Genomic DNA, 19,643 nt, shown 5'->3' on the forward strand with positions numbered 1-19,643 from the left:
CGCAGCGTCGGAAGGGTCAGTCCTGCGCCTTGGCGCGCAGCCGGTCCAGTAGGAGCGGATTGACGAAGGGCGAAACGTCGCCGCCCATCGTGGCGATCTCGCGGACCATGGTGGCCGAGATGAACTGGTACTGCTCGGCAGGGGTCAGGAACAGTGTCTCGACATCGGGATAGAGGATGCGGTTCATGCCCGCGAGCTGGAACTCGTACTCGAAGTCCGTCACGGCGCGCAGACCGCGGACGATGATGCGCGAGTCGGCCTGCTTCAGGAAGGCCATGAGCAGCCCGGAAAATCCGCAGACTTCCACATTGGGGTACGGCGCCAGGACCTCGCGCGCCATGCCGACCCGCTCTTCCAGCGTGAAGAACGGCTTCTTCACGCGGCTTTCCGCAATGGCGACGACGACGTAGTCGAACAGCTGGGAAGCGCGGCGCACGAGATCCTCGTGGCCACGGGTCATGGGATCGAAGGTCCCGGGATAGACGGCACGTCTCATGGAGTCTTCTGCAGCAGGTGCGCGTGGACGTTGCCGGCCTTGAGCCGGCGCAACACGTGCCAGCCCGCGAGATCGGCGATCGGAGAGGGAGCCTCCAGATACGCCAGACCTTCCGGTGACAGATGCGATGAAATCTTCGCCGCGAGGCCCGGCGGATCCGCGTCCGCGTAGGGGGGGTCGGCAAAGACGACGTCGAAAACCCGCTGGTCCGTGCGCAGAAATTCTAGCGCATCCATCCGGACCACCTGGGCCGTCGCGAGAGAGAGTGCACGGACGTTCTCGCGCAGGGATTCGGCCACCGCGCCATCCCGTTCCACCAGGACGACGGTCGAGGCGCCGCGCGAGGCGGCCTCGAGCCCCAGCGCCCCGCTGCCCGCAAAAAGGTCGAGGACGTGACGTCCGGCAAGATCCTGTCCGAGCCAGTTGAAGAGCGTCTCGCGCACGCGATCAGGGGTGGGACGCAACCCCGGCTTGTCCGGAAAGCGGATGAGGCGGCTGCGATGCAGGCCGCCGATGATCCGGACCTGCTGCGCCCTCACTTCTGCGGCACGGCCCCGGCCACGACGACGGTGACCATGCGATCGGGGTTCACCCGGCGGCGGAAGGCATCCCGCACCTGTTCGACGCTCACCGACTCGATGTTCTCCACGAACCGGTCGAGGTAGTCGAGCGGCAGCCGGTAGAAGCCGATGAGGCCAAGATAGTCGTGGATCTTCTTGTTGGAGTCGATGCGCAGGGGAAATCCACCGACGAGGTTCATCCTGGCCGCCTCAAGCTCGGCAGGCGTGGGGCCCTCCGCCACGAAGCGTGTGACGGTATCCCGGACGACCTCCAGGGCCTGCGCCGCCTGTTCCTTCTTCGTCTGCAGGCCGATCTGGAAGACACCGCGCTGCTCCAGCGGCGAGAAGTAACTGTAGGAGCTGTAGGCGAGGCCGCGCTTCTGCCTCACCTCCTCCACCATGCGTGAGGCGAATCCGCCCCCGCCCAGGATGTAGTTGCCCACGAAGAGCGGAAAGTAGTCGGGATCGGTGCGGGTGATGCCCGGCTGGCCGACGAGGATGTGGCTCTGGCTTGCCGGATGGTCGATGACACGCTGCACGGGAGCCGCGAGATCCTCGACTGCGGGCAGCGGGGGGACCGGCCCGCCGGCCCGGGGCAAGCGCTCGGTGAGGCGCCGCGCGACCGCATCGGCTTCCTCCCGCGAGATGTCTCCCATGAGCGCGACCACGGCCCAGTCGGATCGGAACCACTGCCGGTAGAACTGCTCGAGGTCGGCCACCGTCAGGCGTTCCAGCGTGGCGCGTTCACCGGAACCCCGCAGCCCGTACGGGTGGGACCCGTACACGGCCGCGCTGAATGCCCGCTGGGCGATGGTCTCGGGCTTGGAGTCGGCTTCCTTCAATGCGGCGGCGAGCCGGTTCTTCTCGCGCTCCAGGACGTCGGCCGGGAACGTGGGCGCCTGCAGCACGTCGGCGAGGACCGCCAGCGCACGCTCGCGCTCCTTCGCACTGGACAGAGTGCGCAGTCCGTAGCCGGAGCGGTCGGTGTCGAACCGGCTGCCCATTTGCGCGCCGACGTCCGCCAGCTCTGCTGCGATCTTCGCTTCGTCGAGAGATTGCGTGCCCAGCCGCATGAGGGCGACCGTCATGCCCGCGAGCCCTGACGTGGCCGGATCGTCGCGCGAGGAACCGGCAGGAAAATCGACGCTCACGTCCAGCATGGGCAGGGCGCGGTTCTCCACGAAGAGGACACGGGCGCCGTTGGGCAGCGTCCAGGCCTCGATGGGAAGCGTCGCATGCGCGAAATGCGATGCGGCAAGACACAGACCCCACGCGGCGAATCGCAGGAACGCGGTGACGGTGAAACGGGAAGAGAACATGGAGATGCAGCTCCTCAATCGTGCCCGGCAGGCACGGTTCCGGCCTGCTTCACGAGAGACTGGGGTTCGAGAACGGCGACGGTCAGGCGTTCGTCGACGAGATAGCGCCGCGCGACGTCGCGAATCTGCTCGGAGGTCACCTCGCGCACCCGGCGGGACTGCACTTCATCGGAATCGAACGGAAGACCTGCGTTCTCCAGGATGCCCATCTGCATGGCCTGATAGAACATGGAGTCGCGCTCGTACACCTGCTGCGCGATGACCTGCGCCTTGATGCGATCCAGTTCCACTTCGCTCACGCCTTCGTCGACCACGCGCTGAAGCTGCTGGCGCAGCGCGGACTCGAGATCGGCCACGGTCCTGCCGGCCGCCGGGACACCGTCCATGAAGAACATGCCCGGACCCCGATTGACGCTGTCGTAACTGGCGCCCGCGCTCACCGCGACGCGCTGTTCCCGCACCAGGGTGCGATCCAGGCGAGCCGCGTCGTTGCCGTCGAGAATGCCCACCAGAACGCTCAGCGCGTAAGGCTCCCAGTCCTTCCCGACATCGCGCAGAACGGGCACGTGCCATCCCATGAGCAGATAGGGAAGTTCGCCGGGCGCCTTGACCACGAGCCGCTTCGTCCCTCGCTGGGGCGGTTCGACCGCGGGCTTGCGTACGGGAAGGTCGCGTGCGGCCAGCGGTCCGAACTTCTCCTCGGCCAGCCGGAAGACCTCCTCGGGTTCGACATCGCCCACGACCACGAGAAGCGCGTTGTTGGGCGTGTACCAGGTCCGGTACCACTCGCGGGCATCGGCGACGGTCATGTTCTCCAGATCGTTCATCCAGCCGATGATGGGCCACTGATAGGGATGAACGGCGTAGGCGGCGGAATTGAACTGCTCGTACAGCAGGGAACGCGGCTGGTCGTCGGTGCGCATGCGCCGCTCTTCCATGACCACGCGGATCTCCTTGGCGAACTCTTCGTCGGAGAGCACCAGGTTCTGCATGCGGTCGGCTTCCAGGCCCAGGGCGATCGGCAGCTTGGACTTGTGGAGCTGCTGGAAGTAGGCCGTGTAGTCCTTGTTGGTGAAGGCATTCTCGCGTCCGCCGGCCTGGGCGATGGTCTTGGAGAACTTGTCCCCGGGATTGTCCCGGGTCCCCTTGAACATCATGTGCTCGAGCACATGGGCGACGCCGGTGGTTCCGCTCTTCTCGTCCATGCTGCCGGCGCGGTACCAGACCATCGAGGCGACCGTGGGCGCCCGGTGATCTTCCATCACGATGATCTTCATTCCATTGGAGAGAACGCGATCCCGGACATCGCCCTGTGCTGCGGGGGACGGAAGCGGGACGGCAAGCGTTCCCAGCAGTGCCGCACCGGCGAAGCGGCGCGTCAGGCTGTCGAAACGTGTCATGAGTCGGTGGAGGGAGAGATCGGCAATGTAGAATTCGGGCTGGCGGTGCATGCGCACTCACGCATGCACCCACCGCACCCACCAGATGACCGGCTCGGTCGAGCGATGCGCATTGCATTGGTCGTGCGCCGGACGGCAGCTGTGACACTCTAACACCATGCTGAGTTTCCTGAAGGGCAAGGACAAGGACCAGAAGGAGTCCGCCGAACCGTCGCGTTCGTGGACTCAGCGGTTGCGCGACGGCCTGGCCGCGACGCGCGAAAAGCTGGGCGGACAGCTCAAGGAGCTCTTCACCAGTTCGGCCAGGATCGACGAGAGCTTCTACGAAGAACTCGAGACCATCCTCATCTCGTGCGATGTCGGCGTGGCGGCCACGCGCCACCTCATCGACGCCACCCGGGCGCGCGTCCGCAAGTCCGGAGCAGCCACACCCGAGGCCGTCCGGGATGAATTGAAGGCGGCCCTGGCGGACCTCGTCGCACCGCTCGAGCGTCCGTTCGCGATCGGCGCGGAAAGGCCTTTCGTCATCCTGCTGTGCGGTGTCAACGGCGCAGGCAAGACGACCTCCATCGGCAAGCTGGCCCATCTGTTCCAGGCGCAGGGCCACTCGGTCCTTCTGGCTGCGGGCGACACCTTCCGTGCGGCCGCGCGGGAACAACTCGCGGAATGGGGCAGCCGCAACAACGTCACGGTCGTCTCGCAGCAGTCCGGCGATCCCGGCGCAGTGATATTCGATGCCGTTCAATCGGCCGCGGCGAAGGGAATCACCGTGGTGCTGGCCGACACCGCGGGCCGTCTGCCCACTCAGCTTCACCTCATGGAAGAACTCAAGAAGGTGCGGCGGGTCACGCACAAGGCGATGGAGGGGGCGCCCCACGAAACCCTCCTGGTGCTGGATGCCAACACCGGCCAGAACGCGGTGGCGCAGGTGAAGGCGTTCGACGACGCCATCGGCCTGAGCGGTCTCGTGCTCACCAAGCTGGACGGGACCGCCAAGGGCGGGGTGATCGCCGCGATCGCACGGGAACGGCCGGTACCGGTCCGGTTTATCGGTGTGGGCGAGAGCCTGGAGGATCTCCGGCCGTTCGAGGCGAGGGCCTTCGTCGACGCCATGATCGACTGACCGGCCGTGATCCGACTGACCGATGTCGTCAAACGCTATCCCGGCGGACGGGAGGCCCTTCGCGGCATATCTCTCGAGGTGTCCAAGGGCGATTTCGTGCTTCTGACCGGCCATTCGGGCGCCGGCAAGAGCACGCTGCTCAAGCTGGTGGCTGCCATCGAGCGCCCCACTTCGGGCCTGGTGGAAGTGAGCGGCCAGAATCTGGCGCGGCTCAGCGTGGCGGCCATCCCCTATCTGCGGCGAAACCTGGGCCTGGTGTTTCAGGACCACAAGCTTCTCTACGACCGGTCCGTCTTCGAGAACGTCGCCCTGCCATTGCGGATAGCCGGTTTCGAAGGAGCCGACATCGGGCGCCGTGTGCGCGCTGCCCTGGAACGCGTGGGTCTTCGGGACCGTGAGCGGGAGAACCCCGTCGCGCTCTCGGGCGGCGAGCAGCAGCGGGTCTGTATCGCGAGGGCGGTGGTTCACCGTCCCGCCCTCATCCTGGCCGACGAGCCCACCGCCAATCTGGACGAAGCGTACGCCCGGGAGATCGTGTCCCTGTTCCAAACGCTGCATCAGGTGGGAGTGACGCTCATGGTCTCCACCCACTCCGCGGAGGCCTTTGCGGGCGTCAACCACCGCACGGTGGATCTGCGGGAAGGAGCCGTCGCCGCATGAGGCGCTGGATTCGTGAGCACGTGCTCGCTGTCAGGGATGCCCTGGGCCGGCTGGTGAGGCATAGTCCGGCGACGGTACTGAACGTGCTGGTGATGGGTTTCGCGCTGGCATTGCCGGCAGGGCTTCACGCCGTCCTCAAGAACGTCTCCGAGCTGTTGCCCCGGGCGGCCCCGGAGCCCCAGCTCACCCTTTTCCTGCGCACGTCCGCGGCCTCGGGCGAGATCGAGGCCATCTCGGCCAGACTTCAAGCCCACGCGGCGGTGGCCCGCGCGCGCTTCGTGTCGAAGGACAAGGCCCTGGACGACCTCAAGCAGTCCGCCGGCCTCGTGGACGTCGTCGACGAACTGGGCCGCAACCCCCTTCCCGACGCTTTCATCGTGTCGGCGCGCAAGGATGCCGCCGCCGAACTGGAGGGTTTGAAGAAGGCGGCCGAGGAGTGGCCCGGGGTGGAATATGCCCAGCTCGACAGCACCTGGGCGCGCCAGCTGGGCGCGACGCTGCTCGCGGGCAGGGTTTCGGCTGCGATCCTGGCCGTGATCCTGGCGGTGGCTCTGCTGGCCGTCACTTTCAACACCATCCGCCTGCAGATCCTGGGGAGACGCGAGGAAATCGAGGTTTCCAAGCTCATCGGCGCGACGAATGCCTACATCCGCCGGCCTTTCCTGTATTTCGGAGCGCTCCAATCGCTCCTCGGCGGCTTGTTCGGCTGGGGCCTCATCGCCCTTGCAATCCGCGTCCTCGAACACAATCTCGGTGATGCGGTGGGACTCGTTTCCCCGCGCGGCAGCCTGCTGGGCCTGGCCCCGGTCGAAGTGGGGCTTCTCTGCGGAGGCGCCGCCGTGCTCGGGTGGTGCGGGGCGTGGCTGTCGGCCACCTTCTTTCTCCGCCGGCTGGAGCCGTGAGCCCGGGTTTTTGTTGAATCAGGGCTCCAGATCCGGGAACCCGGACCGATGTTTGGCACTCATAGATTGAGAGTGCTAGCATTCTGTCCATCAGGAGGATGAAGAGCCCCATGACCACCATGTCCACCGCCCTGTCCCTTGCGACCCCGGTTCCGTCCCCGGCCACCATCGACAGCTACATCCAGTCGGTGGGCCGCTTTCCCCTGCTTTCGCAGGAGGAAGAGACGGATCTCGCCCGGCGCTATCGCAACGACGAAGATCTGGAAGCTGCCCGCATGCTGGTGCTGTCGCATCTGCGGCTGGTGGTGGCGATCGCGCGGGGATACATGGGGTACGGATTGCAGCAGGCCGATCTCATCCAGGAAGGAAACATCGGCCTGATGAAGGCGGTCAAGCGCTTCGACCCGGAACGCGGCGTTCGTCTGGTCTCCTTTGCCGTGCACTGGATCCGCGCCGAGATCCACGAGTTCATTCTCCGCAACTGGCGCATCGTCAAGATCGCAACGACCAAGGCCCAGCGGAAGCTGTTCTTCAATCTCCGCAGCATGAAGGCGGGATTGAACACCCTCACGCCGGACGAAGTGGACGCCATGGCGCAGGAACTCCGGGTGAAACCCGAGGAAGTGGTGGAGATGGAAACCCGGCTGGGTGGCGGCGATGTGGCGCTGGAGCCGGCAGACGACGACGAGGAGGTGTTCAGCCCGATCGCCTATCTGTCCAACCCGGAGGACGAACCAGGCCGCCTGCTGGAAAACGCCCAGACGGAACGGGTGCGCACCGAAGGTCTGGCCCAGGCGTTGGCAGCGCTGGATCCACGCAGCCGCAGAATCATCGAAGCCCGGTGGCTGCGTGAAACGGATACGGCCACGCTGCACGAACTGGCCGAGGAATTCGGTGTGTCGGCGGAGCGCATCCGCCAGATCGAAGTGCAGGCAATGAAGAAACTGCGTCTGGCCATGGCAGAAGCCGCCTGACCGGACCCCGGTCGAACGAACGGCCTTCCTCGGAAGGCCGTTTTCGTTTGTGCTCGGCAGTGCCTGCGAACGCTGCGAACAGCAGACGGGTGGACCGAATGCCGAGGCGGACTCCGGTGGCCGCGACCGCATGCGGCGCAGACACGGGCTGAGGTGCGCGGGGCCACGCCGGAAGTGCAGCCGGCTTCATCAGCCATCGCCCCTCGGACGCAGAACTTTCCTAGGCGCCTGCCACCAGCAACCTGAGGTCGGCTGCCATGGCCTCGGGCGTGGCACTGCCTGTGATGTACAGCCGCACCTTGCCGGTCGTGTCGAAGGCGTACAGCGCCGAGGAGTGATCCACTGTGTAGGTCTCCGGCGTCTGCCCGGGTTGCTTCTGGGCGATGACCCGGAATTCCTTGGTTGTCCGCTCCAGTTCTTCGCGGGTGCCTGCAAGACCCAGGAAGGTGGGATCGAATCCGGTCGTGTAGACCTTCAGCACTTCGGGGGTGTCACGCTCGGGGTCCACGGACACGAGCAGCATCTGGACCTTGGCGGCGTCAGGTCCGAGGAGACCCATCACGGCCTTGAGCTTGATGAGGGTCGTGGGACACACGTCGGGGCAATGGGTGTAACCGAAGAAGACCACGACCACCTTGCCCCGGAAGTCCGCCAGCGTGCGCGTGGTTCCGTTGTGATCCTTGAGCGTGAAGTCCCGGGCGAATTCGGCCCCGGTGATGTCCGTCGACTGGAACCGGGGACCCTCCTTGCGGCCGCAGGCAGCCAGCAAGGTCCCGAGGGCCAGTCCCGCCGTGCCGAGGACGAAACTGCGACGCGCGGTGCTCACCAGCCCAGGTAGTGGTCCACCAGCAGCACGGCGAACAACGCGGTGAGGTAGACGATCGAGTAGCGGAAGGTCTTCTGCGCCAGGGCATCGGAGTACGTGACGTAGATCCGCCAGGCGTACCGCAGAAAGATGCCGCCCAGGATCATGGCGCCGGCCAGGTATACCCAGCCGCTCATGCGCACCGCGAAGGGGAGCATCGTGACGGCGACCAGCGCCACCGTGTAGAGAAGGACGTTGAGCCGCGTGAATTTTTCGCCATGGGTCACGGGCAGCATCGGCAGGCCGGCCTTCGCGTATTCGTTGCGGCGGTACAGGGCCAGCGACCAGAAGTGCGGGGGCGTCCAGACGAAGATGATGAGGAACAGGAGCAACGCCTCGTGCGTCACCTGGCCGGTGGCGGCGGCCCAGCCGAGCACCGGCGGCATGGCTCCGGACGCGCCGCCGATCACGATGTTCTGGGGTGTGGCCGGCTTGAGCAGGACCGTGTAGATCACGGCGTAGCCGACGAACGTGGCTGCCGTGAGCCACATGGTGAGCGGATTGACGAAGGTGTACAGGATCCACATGCCCAGGCCGCCGATCACCGAAGCGAATGCCAGCGCCTGCAGGGAGGTGAGCTGCCCCATGGGAAGGGGCCGGGCGCGAGTGCGCGCCATGAGGGCATCGAGCTTCTGTTCCACCAGGCAGTTGATCACGGCTGCGGCCCCGGCGACGAGGCCGATGCCGATGGTCGCCCCCAGCAGGGGCTGCAGCGGCACCCATCCCGGCGTGGCCAGGAACATCCCGATGACCGCGGTGAAGACGATCAGCGACACGACCCTGGGCTTGGTGAGCTGGTAGAACTGTTGCAGGCGTGAGCCGATCGTGGGCAAGGTCAGACTGGACGCCATCCTGATCTCCGGAACAACTTCAAATGAGCGCGCGAGTGTATCACCGCGCCGGGGCAGTCCGCGCTCCCGCCCCGGACTTTCGCATGCCCGCAACCGCGGATGCGCTCAACCGATCCGCGACACCTGCAGCAGGTGCCCGAGGTCCTTTCGCACCTTGGTCATGTCCGGGTCCTTGGGGAACCGCATCATGAGATTGCCGAGGGGATCGATGAGGAACAGGTGGTCCCGCGGCGACCGGTCCTTGAGCATTTCCGAGAGCCTGGGTGCGATGGAGGGAGACAGAAGCACGGTTCCCTGATATTCGCCCATCAACGGCTGTCCCGGGACCCCGCCGTCGTCGACGAGCCACGCGCGTGCGATCCGATCCATTTCCTTGCCCTGGGTGAGTCTCACCTGACGCATCTGCCAGAGCTTCGTGCGGCATGCATCTCCGCACTCCGCGCCGTCCACGCTCAGGAGAACCCACTTGCCTTTCAGGCCTGCGACATCCGGTCGCGAGGGATCCGCCGCGGCGATTTCCGGTACCACGGCCGGAGCGATCAGCTCGCCATAGTTGCGCGTGCCGGCGGGCTTCCACGCGAAATAGAGGAAGTACGACGCGATGACCGGAGCAGCGCAGAGCAGCGCCAGCAGGAACAGGCTACGGCGACCCCGCTTGGGTGCCTTGTTGTTTGCGATTGCGGTAGACGGAGAGGCCATAGAAGATGACGATTGACAGTGCCATCGCGCCCCATTGGAGCGCGTACCCGAAGTTCTTTGCCGAACCGGTGGCCGGTTTGGGCCACTCCCGCAGCAACCCGTCGCCCATGTCCCCTTCCTGCTGGAGGATGAGCGGCTCGAAATCCAGACCGAAGCGGGCGGCAAAGCGTTCCACGTTGACGTTCTGCCACACACGCTGGTTCAAACCCGCGTCACCATACTCGACGAAACGGCTGGAAGGCGGATAGGCGATGCCTTCGATCTTCACACGGTCCGCAGGCGTGGTCACCTCCGGCAGCTGCGACCGGTCGAGCGAACCGGGAATCCAGCCGCGCTTGACCAGCAGGTGGCGGCCGCCATCGAGGCGGAGCGCCGTGAAGACCACGTAGCCCGGCTGTGCGCCGTGGGGCTGGTTGTCCAGCAGGATCACCGTGTGCGGCAGGAATTTCCCCTCGGCGAAGACACGCCGCCAGCGCAGAGCGTCCGGGCTGGAGTGCTCCTTCCCCACCTGCACGGGCGCCATGCCCAGCGCTGCTTCCGACTCCGCGGCGAGCATGTCCTTGCGGTGACCCTTCTGGTACTGCCAATAGCAGGCAGTCATCGTGATCGCGAGGCCGATCACCGTCGCGAGATTCACGATCCATCGCGGCCGCCGCGCGCTCATCGGCCGGCCTCGCGCGAAAATGCAAACGCGGTGGACGGCTTGTCCGATTCGTCGAACTGCGACGGATGCATCGAATTGCTTTCCAATGAAGCCCGGTGTTTCGCTACACTCGAAACCCTACGGGAGGAGTGCTTCGCCATGAGAATCTTCGTCATCGCCGTGATCGTGCTCATCCTGGCCAGTCTCGGCTCGGCACTGTTCTATCTCGTGCGCGACAAGGGTAGCACCGAGCGCACCGTGAAGGCACTCACTCTGCGCATTGCGCTGTCGGTGGGATTGTTCCTGCTGCTGATGGGCGGCTACTACTTCGGCTGGTTTCCGAAGGGCCGGCTCTGAATTCCGGCGCTGCCGCCGGCCATGGCTCGCCGCACGTGACACGTGCGGCGATTTCATTTTCTGACCTCGAATTCGAGACGCAGATCAAAGACCCGGCTGACGGGAGAGTCCGGGCTGACGATGCTGCCTCGCCTTCGCGAGACAGCATCGTGACGGCGTGGGCTTACAACCAGTAGACGAGAATGAACAGCATCAGCCAGACGACGTCCACGAAGTGCCAGTACCAGGACACGGCCTCGAACGCGAAGTGGTTCTCCGCCTTGAAGTGTCCCGCGAGGCAGCGGCCGAGGATCACGATGAGCATGATGGTGCCGATGGTCACGTGGAACCCGTGGAAGCCGGTGAGCATGAAGAAGGTCGCGCCGTAGGCACCCATCGACAGCGTCAGGTTGAGTTCGTGGAAAGCGTGCACGTACTCGTACACCTGCAGACACAGGAACAGGATGCCCAGCGCGACCGTGGCGGCGAGTCCCAGATTGAGCTGGGTGCGATTGTTCTTCTTGAGACCCCAGTGAGCCCAGGTGACCGTCACGCCCGACGTGAGCAGGATGAGCGTGTTGATGGCAGGAATGCCCCAGGCACCCATCGGCGTGAACGTCTCTTCGATGCCGGGGCCCGAGACGGGCCAGCCCGCCTTGAAGTCCGGCCACAGCAGCCCACCCGTGTCCACGGTGGCGAGGTCCGGCACCGACAGCACGCGCATGTAGAACAGCGCACCGAAGAATGCCGCGAAGAACATGACCTCGGAAAGATGAACCAGCTCATGCTCCAGCGGAACGAGATGTCCACCTGCGGACCGTAACGGCCGCTCTCGCTCTCGCGTGCGACGGTGCCGAACCAGCCGACCATCATCCACGCCAGGATCGCGAGGCCGATGGCCAGCATCCACGGGCCTGCCGCGATGTCGTTCATGAGGAAGGCTGCGCCGAACCCCATGAAGGCAAGCGCGACGGAGCCGACGATCGGCCAGTGGGACGGGCTCGGGATGAAATAGTGTTGCGCGGCTTGCATCGTTTTCTACTCCCCCATTGAGAATCAGGTTCCGGTGCGTTGGCCCGTCGCGTTCCGCGCCGTGCCGGACGGCGAGGAACCGGCAGGCCCCTCGACTCTGAAGAACGTGTAAGAAAGCGTGATCGTGCCGACGTCCCTGGGCAGGTCGGGATGGATCACGAACACCACCGGCATCTGGCGAACCTCGCGCGGCTTCAACTCCTGCGTGGCGAAACAGAAACAGTCCAGCTTGCGGAAATACTGACCCGCGAGCTGAGGACCGTACGAGGGGATCGCCTGTCCCTTCACCGGCTGATCGGATTCGTTGCGGACTTCGTACGTGACCTGCACGAGCTGTCCGGGGTGCACCTGAACGCTCGACTGGGTCGGACGGAACTTCCACGGCAATTCGTTGCGCGTGTTGGCGTCCAGCTCCAGGATCAGCGTTCGCGAACGGTCCACCTGCGTGTTGGCCACCTCGTCTGCCTGCTGCAGATTGTTGAGCCCGGTTGCTTCGCACAGCTTCTTGTAGAACGGCACCAGCGCGAAGCCGAACCCGAACATCGCGCACGCGACGATCAGGAGCTTGCCCAGCATGCGGCGGTTCTCGCGGATCACGGCCATAGCAGACGTCGCACGATGATGGCGGCGAAGAACACGGCGGCGATCGCGAGCAGCAAGCCCAGTGTCCTGGCCTTGCCTGCCCCGCGAACGTCGCCCGTGCCGCTCATGACGAAGTGACGATCGTGCCGGTCACTTGACGATGGGCGGCGTCTCGAAGCTGTGGTACGGCGCCGGCGACGGCAGCGTCCACTCCAGGGTATCGGCGCCCTCCCACGGCTTGGCCGGCGCCTTTTCGCCTCCGCGGATGCACTTCACCACCACCGCCAGGAAGATGAGCTGCGTGAGGCCGAAGCCGAACGCGCCGATCGAGGCGATCATGTTGAAGTCCGCGAACTGGGTGGCGTAATCCGGGATCCGCCGCGGCATGCCGGCGAGACCGAGGAAGTGCATCACGAAGAACGTCATGTTGAAGAAGATCATCGACAGCCAAAAGTGCAGCTTGCCCAGACGCTCGTCGTACATGTGGCCGGTCCACTTGGGCAGCCAGAAATAGGTGCCGGCGAACAGCGCGAAGAGCGAACCCGCCACCAGCACATAGTGGAAGTGCGCCACCACGTAGTAGGTGTCCTGGATCTGTATGTCGATCGGCGTGATCGCGCACACCAGTCCGGTGAACCCGCCCATGGAGAACACGAACAGGAAGCCCACCGAGAACAGCATCGGCGTCTCGAAGGTCATGGACCCCTTCCACATGGTCGCGACCCAGTTGAAGACCTTCACGCCGGTGGGCACCGCGATCAGCATCGTCGCGTACATGAAGAAGAGCTGCCCCGCCGCCGGCATGCCCACCACGAACATGTGGTGCGCCCACACGATGAACGACAGGATCGCGATCGACGCCGTCGCGTACACCATCGAGGCGTAACCGAAGAGCGGCTTGCGTGCAAAGGCGGGAATCACCTGCGACACGATGCCGAACGCCGGCAGGATCATGATGTACACCTCGGGGTGGCCGAAGAACCAGAACACGTGCTGGTAAAGGACGGGGTCACCGCCACCGGCGGCGTTGAAGAAGTGCGTGTCGAAGTGGCGGTCGGTGAGCAGCATGGTGACTGCGCCGGCGAGCACCGGCATCACGGCGATGAGCAGGTAGGCGGTGATGAGCCACGTCCACACGAACAGCGGCATCTTCATGAGCGTCATGCCCGGCGCGCGCATGTTGAGGATCGTCGTGATGATGTTGATCGACCCCATGATCGACGACGCACCCATGATGTGGACCGCGAAGATCGCGAGGTCCATGCCCATGCCCTGCTGGACCGACAGCGGCGCATACAGCGTCCAGCCCGCGCCGGTAGCACCGCCCGGCACGAAGAAGGACGACACCAGCAGTGCTGCTGCAGGCGGCAGCAGCCAGAAGCTGACGTTGTTCATGCGCGCAAACGCCATGTCCGCCGCGCCGATCATCATGGGGATCTGCCAGTTCGCGAACCCCACGAAGGCCGGCATGATCGCCCCGAACACCATGATGAGGCCGTGCATGGTCGTGAGCTGGTTGAAGAAGTCCGGGCGCCACAACTGCATGCCGGGCTGGAACAGCTCCGCGCGGATGCCCAGCGCGAGCATGCCGCCGGTGATGAACATCGCGAAGCTGAACCACAGGTACAGCGTGCCGATGTCCTTGTGGTTGGTGGTCGTCAGCCAGCGCATGATGCCGCTGGGGTGATGGTGGTCGTCGTGTGCGTGGTCGTGTCCGTGAACGGCATCCATGCTCGCTCTCCTGCGCGATTAGCGTTGCTTCAGGGAAAGGAAAATCGGGGTCGGGGGCGTGTTACCTGGACAGCGCGACCATGTGGTCGACGGCTGCGGTCACTTGCGCGTCCGACAGGGCGGGATTGCCGCCCTTGGCCGGCATGGCACGTATCCCCTTGATGGCGTGCTCGTGCAGCGCCGCATCGCCTTGCGCGATGCGCGCCGTCCACGCGCCTTTGTCCCCCACCTTGGGTGCGCCCGCGATCCCCGCGCCGTGACAGGCCGCACAGAGACCTTCGTAGACCTTCTTCCCGTCGACCGGACCGGAGGCATCGTTCGCCGCTGCCGGCGCCGCTGCCGCGACCTGGACGGGAGCCTCCGCCTGGGCGGCGGGAGGCATGGCAGCCTTCTGCTTGGCGGCCCAGTCCTTGAATTCTTCCTCGGTCACCGCGCGCACGACGATCGGCATGAACCCGTGCTCCTTGCCGCACAGTTCCGCGCACTGCCCGCGATACACCCCCGGATTGTCCACCGTGAACCAGGTGTCCCGGATGAAGCCCGGAATGGCATCCTGCTTCACGCCGAACGCCGGCACCCAGAAGGCATGGATGACATCGTTGGCCGTGGTGAGGATCCGCACCTTCTTCTTGATCGGAACGACCATCTCCGTGTCCACTTCGAGCAGGTAGTTCTCGCTCTTGGGCACGTTCTTGTCGTAGATCTGCTCCATGGGCGTGGCGAGGCTCGAGTAGAGCGAGATCCCGTCGCTCACGCCGGCCAGACTGCCTTCGCCCTTGATGTACTCGTAACCCCACTTCCACTGATAACCCGTGGCCTTGATGGTGAGGTCCGGGTTGGAGGTGTCCTTCATGGAGATGATCGTCTTGGTCGCCGGATACGCCATCCCCATCAGGATGACGAAGGGGACGATGGTCCAGACGACCTCCACGGTCGTGTTCTCGTGGAAGTGCGCCGCCTTGTGGCCTACGGATTTGCGGTGCTTGATGATCGCGAAGAACATCGTGCCGAACACCAGCACGAAAATCGCGATGCATATCCAGAGAATGAGCGTGTGGAGCGAATAGATCTCGCGCGCGATGGGTGATTCGGGATCCTGCAAACCGTACTTCGAAGTAGCCGCATAGGCAGCCTGCGCGATCCCGAGCGTAGCGAGCGCGCTGAAAGACAGCATTTTCCTCATGCTTCCCCCAGTTCCGTCTTCAGTAGTGCTTCAGTCGTTTCAGTAATTCGCGCGCCAGGGAGACGCGCTCTTCGTCGGTGAGGAACTGGCCGAACCCCACCTCTTTTCCGTGGGACCTGACCGCCAGATCGACGCGGCCCCATCTGTCCGAGCGCTTTATGACAACTTGCGCCCAATATTTATTGAATTCGTACCTGCTGACGCGCCCGTGCTCGCGCCGCTCCACCAGCACCCGGTCGCCGTCTATGGTGATCGATTCGAAGTCCTGGACTCCGTGATCGATCGCGCGCAAGACCGCGTACAGGATGGCCACTTCAAGGATGGCGAACGGAAGAACCACCCAGGCACCACGAAGCGACCAACCCAAGGCAATGGCGAGCGAGACGACCGCGATGCCGGCGAACAATCGTCTACGGCCTTTGGAGCCGAGCGATTCATTGCGCCTGGACACGAGCCGGAAACAGTCGGGCGCCGAATGCGAACTAACCATGTTCACCTCCGCCAACCCCCGGCTCGTTGCGCGGTACCGCCGCGTCTGATCTCGATGGACTCTAGCACGCGATTCTCGGACGAGGCAAGGATGCACGGACCCGCCGCGTCGAATCACCGCCTGCCGGACTGCTTCGCACCAAGCCCATGAATGCGCACGACATCCAAACCATCCCGGGTCTTGGAAGGCCCGGCCTCCGGCCACCAGGCGTGCCCGTACACCACCTCCAGCGTCACCGCGATCCCGCCCTGCGGGTCCCGGGGGAGCGCGTCGACAGCCCGGCGCCAGACACGCGGCGTCAGCATGCCGGGCGAACGTCGGGCGGCTGCCTGGGTGGCGCCGACGCCGCGCAGATCGCCGAACAACCGGTCCGCGTCGCGGTACTGCAGCGTGAGCGTTTCCATGTCCATGACCGGCGCCGAGAAGCCCGCGTGCACGAGCGCGTCGCCGATGTCGTGCATGTCCGCCAACGGCACCGTCGGCACGCCCAGTCCTGCCGTGCGCCACGCCTGCCGCAGTTCCACGAGGGTATCGGGGCCGGCGCACGAGAACATCAGCAGGCCGCCCCCGCGCAGTGCCGCTCCGAGTTCGCGCCAGGTCGACGCGGGGCGCGAGAACCAGTGGGCGGCGAGGTTCGACCAGATCAGGGAGAAGGTCGAAGGACGCAGGGGCAGGCGGTCGAAATCCGCACAGAAGAACCGGCTCGCGGGACGGCGCATGGACTGCCACCACTTGCGGCTTTCGGCCATGCCGTCCACCGCCGCGCGGGCAAGTCCGGCGGAAGGATCCAGGCCGAACACGTCGCGGCCGGGATACCGCTGCCCCAGTGCGCGCGTCCACCGGCCGGAGGCGCATCCCAGATCGAGGACGGGCCCATCCGGCAGGCGGATCATCTCCAGCCGCTCGAACATCCGGGCGCCCACTTCATCGGCCACTGCCGCGAACTCGCCGTAGCGGGCGGCGGCCCGCTCGCGATGAAGACGCACCGCGCGCGCATCGATGGCGTACGCTTCGGGGCTTGCGCCGGTACCGCTTCCGATCTGCTGCTCCACTGACCTCATGTTCCGTCTGTTTGCCGCAACCGCGGACTTGCTCCGCCATTCGCTGGGCGAGCGCTGCATGGCGTGCGAGACGCGCCCCGCGCCCGGCGGACTGTGCGATGGCTGCCGCGGCGACATTCGCCGGCTGGACACGTCGTGCTGCCCGCGCTGCGCGTTGCCGGGCCCTGCCGGCGTTCTCTGCGGCCGCTGCCAGTCTGCCACACCGCATTACGACGGCGTGACGGCAGGAGCGGTCTTCGGCTATCCGCTCGACGCCATGGTCCGGGCCCTCAAGTACTCGGGAGACATCGCCGTGGCCCGCGCGCTGGCGTCGGTCCTGGCCGACCGGCTGCCGGGCGAGCCGGATCCGGACGCGGTGATCGCGATGCCGCTTTCGGACGCGCGTCAGGCGAGCCGCGGATTCAACCAGTCCTGGGAGATCGCCCGTCAGCTGCCGCTGCGCTGGTCGAGCCGCCTTCGGCCGGGACTGGACAGGATCGAGGACACGCCCGCGCAGGCCGGATTATCGCTGGAGGAACGCCGCCGCAACGTGAAGAATGCGTTTCGCGCCAGCGCCGATCTGCGCGGTTGCCGGGTGGCTGTGGTGGACGACGTGATGACGAGCGGCGCGACGCTGGATGCCGCGGCCCGCGCCCTGAAGGAAGCGGGCGCCGCGGAAGTCAGGGGATGGATCGTGGCCCGCGCACTGCGGGACGGTTGAAGGGGTGGGGGCCCGGGGCTCAGCCCGATTTCTTGAGCGCCGCGAGCTGCCGCTCGACGTACTCGCGCACCTCGGGTGTCAGCGCGCCCGAGGCGAGCGCCTGCTGGAACCCGGAACGCGCATCGGCCGTGCGGCCCAGTTCGCGCAGCGAGATCGCGCGGCCCATGTGCCAGACCGCGCGCGCCGTGCCCATCGCGATCGCATCGCCGTACTTGTCCACGGCTTCGGCGTGACGACCCGCCCGCTGGAGCAGCGCAGCGTGGAAGGACAGGTAGTCGCCTCCCGCCGAAGGTGCGGTTTCGTGGCGCTCGAGTGTCGCGATGGCGGCATTCAAGTCGCCGCGATCCACCTGGAGCCTTGCCGCCACCATGGCGAACGCAGCGTTTTCCGGATGCTGTTCGAGCCCCTCCAGGACCAGGGCTTCCGCCGCATCGTTGCGCCGGGATTCGATCAGGAGTCCCAGCAGCGCCTGCCTTGCGGGCAGATGCGAAGGTGACAAGGCAAGCGCTTCCGCGAAACGGGATTCCGCCTCGCGCACGTGCCCGTTCTGGGCGGCCGCCGCGCCGGCCCGGAATGCCGTGTCCACTCTCTCCGCCACCGTCGGCGGCTTCTGGGTCTTCTGGATGGCGGGCTCAACTGCGGCGGAATCCGCGGACGGCGCAGCCGTCTGGGGACGGGATTGTGTCGATCTGCCCGGATCCGTTGCTTCCGCCGAGCGGACCGGCGCTTCGGACGCGCGGGAAGGAATCGCAGGACCTTTCGATGGGGCACGATCCGGCGGCGGCATCTTCGTCCGCACCGATGCCGGAGCGGCGGTGGACTCGCCCCAGAGAGCGACCGGCCGTGGCAACGGCGCGGCAATCGGCTTGGGCACCGGCGCGGCAGCCGTGATGCCGGGCTGCACGGGCGCCGGGATCGGCGAATCGCCCGGCGCTGCCGGAGCAGCGGAGATCGCCGGCGCATGCGCCGGCAGTCCCGGTGTCTGCCAATGACGCGCGGCGAACGCGCCCGCGGCGGCCACGGCCAGCGACGTGACCGAGGCGATGGCAATGACCGATCTGTGCCTCCGGCCAGAACGCGCGACGGCACGCACGTGCACGGGTTGGGGACCGGCCTCGGCCGGGGTGGCGTTGCGCTCTTCGAGGTCGCGCAGGACCCGGTTGATGACGCTCATACGAGCCAGGGGATCAGGACGTGGCGGGCGGAAGCGGTGTCGCGTGCCGCGGCAAGCACGTGGCGGATCCCCGCGCGATCCTCGCCCTCGGCATACACGAGCAGCAACGCCTTGTGCGCGAGGATGTTCACCAGCCGGGGCACGCCGCCGGTGGCACGGTGCAGGAACCACAGCGCGAGCGGCGAGAAGATCTGCGGCCCGTTGTATCCGGCCACGCTCATGCGGTGGCGCAGGTAGTGGCGCAGTTCGTGCCGGGCCAGCGTGTCGATGGAATAGTGAAACGTGATGCGCTGCTTGATCTGCCGGACCTGGGGCTTGTCCAGATTGCGGTCCAGTTCCGGCTGTCCGAACAGCACCACCTGCAACAGCTTGCGCTTCTCGGTTTCCAGGTTCGAGAGCAGCCGCAGCGTCTCCAAGGTGGCCAGCGGCATCGCCTGCGCTTCGTCGATCAGCACGACCACGCGCTTGTCCTGGGCCATCAGCCGGACGAGCGTGTCGTTGAGGCTGCGCAGCAAATGGTGCGGATCGTCGCGCGGCGTCAGCTCGAGTCCCAGTTCGGTCCCCAGCGCGGCCATCAGTCCGCGAGGCTCGAGGAGCGGATTGGGCAGATAGGCGGTGACGTAGTCGCTGCCCAGCGTGGCGAGCACCCGGCGGCACAACAGCGTCTTGCCGGTACCGACGTCTCCGGTGATCTTGATGAAGCCCTCGCCTGCGTCGAGAGCCACCATCAGCACGTTGAGCGCCTCCTGGTGCGCCTGGCAGTCGTAGACGAAGCTCGTGTCGGGAGTGATCGCGAAGGGCGCCTCCCGCAGTCCGAAGTGCCTTCCGTACATCGCGTCCGTCATGGTGTTGCACTCCTGCA

21 protein-coding genes and 1 pseudogene are annotated in these 19,643 nt (G+C 65.9%); 6 read left to right on the forward strand and 16 right to left on the reverse strand.

Annotated elements, in window-relative coordinates; translation table 11 throughout:
* Positions 1-16: 16 nt before the first annotated feature.
* Genes coaD through IPK20_01640 form a run of 4 tightly spaced genes read right to left on the reverse strand, consistent with a single transcriptional unit; the run spans position 17 to position 3,775 of the window.
* Positions 17-496 carry a pantetheine-phosphate adenylyltransferase gene (coaD, locus tag IPK20_01625; protein MBK8015514.1) on the reverse strand — a complete coding sequence of 160 codons (480 nt, stop codon included), beginning with the start codon at positions 494-496 and terminating at the stop codon, positions 17-19.
* Entirely contained in the window at positions 493-1,035 is a 543-nt protein-coding gene (rsmD, locus tag IPK20_01630; GenBank protein MBK8015515.1) for a 16S rRNA (guanine(966)-N(2))-methyltransferase RsmD, read from the reverse strand. Before rsmD ends, coaD begins: the two co-directional genes overlap by 4 nt.
* Entirely contained in the window at positions 1,032-2,375 is a 1,344-nt protein-coding gene (locus tag IPK20_01635) for an insulinase family protein (protein MBK8015516.1), read from the reverse strand. Before IPK20_01635 ends, rsmD begins: the two co-directional genes overlap by 4 nt.
* A gap of 14 nt (positions 2,376-2,389) precedes the next feature.
* Positions 2,390-3,775 carry an insulinase family protein gene (locus tag IPK20_01640; protein ID MBK8015517.1) on the reverse strand — a complete coding sequence of 462 codons (1,386 nt, stop codon included), beginning with the start codon at positions 3,773-3,775 and terminating at the stop codon, positions 2,390-2,392.
* A 157-nt stretch (positions 3,776-3,932) separates the two neighbouring features.
* Between IPK20_01640 and ftsY the strand changes: the two genes are divergently transcribed.
* From ftsY to rpoH, 4 genes are all read left to right on the forward strand, one after another.
* Complete coding sequence (gene ftsY, locus IPK20_01645) at positions 3,933-4,898, forward strand: signal recognition particle-docking protein FtsY (GenBank protein ID MBK8015518.1); 966 nt, start codon at positions 3,933-3,935, stop codon at positions 4,896-4,898.
* 6 nt (positions 4,899-4,904) lie between these two features.
* Positions 4,905-5,558, forward strand: a complete 654-nt coding sequence (gene ftsE / locus IPK20_01650; GenBank protein ID MBK8015519.1) for a cell division ATP-binding protein FtsE — start codon at positions 4,905-4,907, stop codon at positions 5,556-5,558.
* Positions 5,555-6,460 carry an ABC transporter permease gene (locus IPK20_01655; GenBank protein MBK8015520.1) on the forward strand — a complete coding sequence of 302 codons (906 nt, stop codon included), beginning with the start codon at positions 5,555-5,557 and terminating at the stop codon, positions 6,458-6,460. Before ftsE ends, IPK20_01655 begins: the two co-directional genes overlap by 4 nt.
* A gap of 119 nt (positions 6,461-6,579) precedes the next feature.
* Positions 6,580-7,434, forward strand: a complete 855-nt coding sequence (gene rpoH, locus IPK20_01660) for an RNA polymerase sigma factor RpoH (GenBank protein MBK8015521.1) — start codon at positions 6,580-6,582, stop codon at positions 7,432-7,434.
* 220 nt (positions 7,435-7,654) lie between these two features.
* Here the strand turns inward: rpoH and IPK20_01665 are convergent, their stop codons facing one another.
* The 4 genes from IPK20_01665 to IPK20_01680 all read right to left on the reverse strand — a co-directional run bounded on the left by IPK20_01665 (position 7,655) and on the right by IPK20_01680 (position 10,513).
* Positions 7,655-8,263, reverse strand: coding sequence for an SCO family protein (locus tag IPK20_01665; protein ID MBK8015522.1), 609 nt, complete (start codon positions 8,261-8,263; stop codon positions 7,655-7,657).
* Complete coding sequence (locus IPK20_01670) at positions 8,257-9,150, reverse strand: protoheme IX farnesyltransferase (protein MBK8015523.1); 894 nt, start codon at positions 9,148-9,150, stop codon at positions 8,257-8,259. Before IPK20_01670 ends, IPK20_01665 begins: the two co-directional genes overlap by 7 nt.
* A 105-nt stretch (positions 9,151-9,255) precedes the next feature.
* The gene (locus IPK20_01675) at positions 9,256-9,789 is read right to left on the reverse strand and encodes a cytochrome C oxidase subunit I (GenBank protein MBK8015524.1); all 534 of its coding nucleotides are present in this window, start codon (positions 9,787-9,789) and stop codon (positions 9,256-9,258) included.
* A 1-nt stretch (position 9,790) separates the two neighbouring features.
* The gene (locus IPK20_01680; GenBank protein ID MBK8015525.1) at positions 9,791-10,513 is read right to left on the reverse strand and encodes an SURF1 family protein; all 723 of its coding nucleotides are present in this window, start codon (positions 10,511-10,513) and stop codon (positions 9,791-9,793) included.
* Positions 10,514-10,651: 138 nt separating this feature from the next.
* On the opposite strand from IPK20_01680, the gene IPK20_01685 reads away from it, so the two are divergent.
* Positions 10,652-10,849, forward strand: a complete 198-nt coding sequence (locus IPK20_01685; GenBank protein ID MBK8015526.1) for a twin transmembrane helix small protein — start codon at positions 10,652-10,654, stop codon at positions 10,847-10,849.
* Between the two features lie 163 nt (positions 10,850-11,012).
* Here the strand turns inward: IPK20_01685 and IPK20_01690 are convergent.
* The 6 genes and pseudogenes from IPK20_01690 to IPK20_01715 form a co-directional block, all read right to left on the reverse strand.
* Positions 11,013-11,860 (reverse strand): annotated as a pseudogene (locus tag IPK20_01690) (cytochrome c oxidase subunit 3).
* 24 nt (positions 11,861-11,884) lie between these two features.
* Positions 11,885-12,463: a cytochrome c oxidase assembly protein gene (locus IPK20_01695; GenBank protein MBK8015527.1), complete on the reverse strand. Its 579-nt coding sequence runs from the start codon at positions 12,461-12,463 to the stop codon at positions 11,885-11,887.
* A 129-nt stretch (positions 12,464-12,592) separates the two neighbouring features.
* Positions 12,593-14,173 (reverse strand): cytochrome c oxidase subunit I, encoded by a 1,581-nt coding sequence (gene ctaD, locus IPK20_01700; protein ID MBK8015528.1) that lies wholly within the window; start codon positions 14,171-14,173, stop codon positions 12,593-12,595.
* Positions 14,174-14,234: 61 nt separating this feature from the next.
* Positions 14,235-15,356 (reverse strand): cytochrome c oxidase subunit II, encoded by a 1,122-nt coding sequence (gene coxB, locus IPK20_01705; protein MBK8015529.1) that lies wholly within the window; start codon positions 15,354-15,356, stop codon positions 14,235-14,237.
* Between the two features lie 19 nt (positions 15,357-15,375).
* Positions 15,376-15,762, reverse strand: a complete 387-nt coding sequence (locus IPK20_01710) for a DUF2244 domain-containing protein (GenBank protein MBK8015530.1) — start codon at positions 15,760-15,762, stop codon at positions 15,376-15,378.
* 197 nt (positions 15,763-15,959) lie between these two features.
* Complete coding sequence (locus IPK20_01715) at positions 15,960-16,907, reverse strand: methyltransferase domain-containing protein (protein ID MBK8015531.1); 948 nt, start codon at positions 16,905-16,907, stop codon at positions 15,960-15,962.
* Between IPK20_01715 and IPK20_01720 the strand changes: the two genes are divergently transcribed.
* Complete coding sequence (locus IPK20_01720) at positions 16,906-17,607, forward strand: ComF family protein (GenBank protein MBK8015532.1); 702 nt, start codon at positions 16,906-16,908, stop codon at positions 17,605-17,607. The genes IPK20_01715 and IPK20_01720 overlap by 2 nt on opposite strands.
* Positions 17,608-17,626: 19 nt before the next feature.
* Here IPK20_01720 and IPK20_01725 read toward each other — a convergent pair whose 3' ends face one another.
* Together IPK20_01725 and IPK20_01730 are read right to left on the reverse strand one after the other, a co-directional pair.
* Positions 17,627-18,781, reverse strand: a complete 1,155-nt coding sequence (locus IPK20_01725; protein MBK8015533.1) for a tetratricopeptide repeat protein — start codon at positions 18,779-18,781, stop codon at positions 17,627-17,629.
* Positions 18,778-19,614: an AAA family ATPase gene (locus IPK20_01730; protein ID MBK8015534.1), complete on the reverse strand. Its 837-nt coding sequence runs from the start codon at positions 19,612-19,614 to the stop codon at positions 18,778-18,780. The genes IPK20_01725 and IPK20_01730 overlap by 4 nt, the downstream gene beginning before the upstream one ends.
* Between the last annotated feature and the right edge of the window lie 29 nt (positions 19,615-19,643).

Source organism: Betaproteobacteria bacterium (genome assembly GCA_016713305.1).
GTDB lineage: Bacteria > Pseudomonadota > Gammaproteobacteria > Burkholderiales.

Coding starts and splice junctions, on each gene's coding strand:
- coaD (MBK8015514.1), bottom strand. CDS start 496: ATGAGACGTGCCGTCTATCCCGGGACCTTCGATCCCATGACCCGTGGC.
- IPK20_01635 (MBK8015516.1), bottom strand. CDS start 2,375: ATGTTCTCTTCCCGTTTCACCGTCACCGCGTTCCTGCGATTCGCCGCG.
- IPK20_01640 (MBK8015517.1), bottom strand. CDS start 3,775: ATGACACGTTTCGACAGCCTGACGCGCCGCTTCGCCGGTGCGGCACTG.
- ftsY (MBK8015518.1), top strand. CDS start 3,933: ATGCTGAGTTTCCTGAAGGGCAAGGACAAGGACCAGAAGGAGTCCGCC.
- IPK20_01655 (MBK8015520.1), top strand. CDS start 5,555: ATGAGGCGCTGGATTCGTGAGCACGTGCTCGCTGTCAGGGATGCCCTG.
- rpoH (MBK8015521.1), top strand. CDS start 6,580: ATGTCCACCGCCCTGTCCCTTGCGACCCCGGTTCCGTCCCCGGCCACC.
- IPK20_01670 (MBK8015523.1), bottom strand. CDS start 9,150: ATGGCGTCCAGTCTGACCTTGCCCACGATCGGCTCACGCCTGCAACAG.
- IPK20_01680 (MBK8015525.1), bottom strand. CDS start 10,513: ATGAGCGCGCGGCGGCCGCGATGGATCGTGAATCTCGCGACGGTGATC.
- IPK20_01685 (MBK8015526.1), top strand. CDS start 10,652: ATGAGAATCTTCGTCATCGCCGTGATCGTGCTCATCCTGGCCAGTCTC.
- IPK20_01695 (MBK8015527.1), bottom strand. CDS start 12,463: ATGGCCGTGATCCGCGAGAACCGCCGCATGCTGGGCAAGCTCCTGATC.
- ctaD (MBK8015528.1), bottom strand. CDS start 14,173: ATGGATGCCGTTCACGGACACGACCACGCACACGACGACCACCATCAC.
- coxB (MBK8015529.1), bottom strand. CDS start 15,356: ATGAGGAAAATGCTGTCTTTCAGCGCGCTCGCTACGCTCGGGATCGCG.
- IPK20_01720 (MBK8015532.1), top strand. CDS start 16,906: ATGTTCCGTCTGTTTGCCGCAACCGCGGACTTGCTCCGCCATTCGCTG.
- IPK20_01715 (MBK8015531.1), bottom strand. CDS start 16,907: ATGAGGTCAGTGGAGCAGCAGATCGGAAGCGGTACCGGCGCAAGCCCC.
- IPK20_01725 (MBK8015533.1), bottom strand. CDS start 18,781: ATGAGCGTCATCAACCGGGTCCTGCGCGACCTCGAAGAGCGCAACGCC.
- IPK20_01730 (MBK8015534.1), bottom strand. CDS start 19,614: ATGTACGGAAGGCACTTCGGACTGCGGGAGGCGCCCTTCGCGATCACT.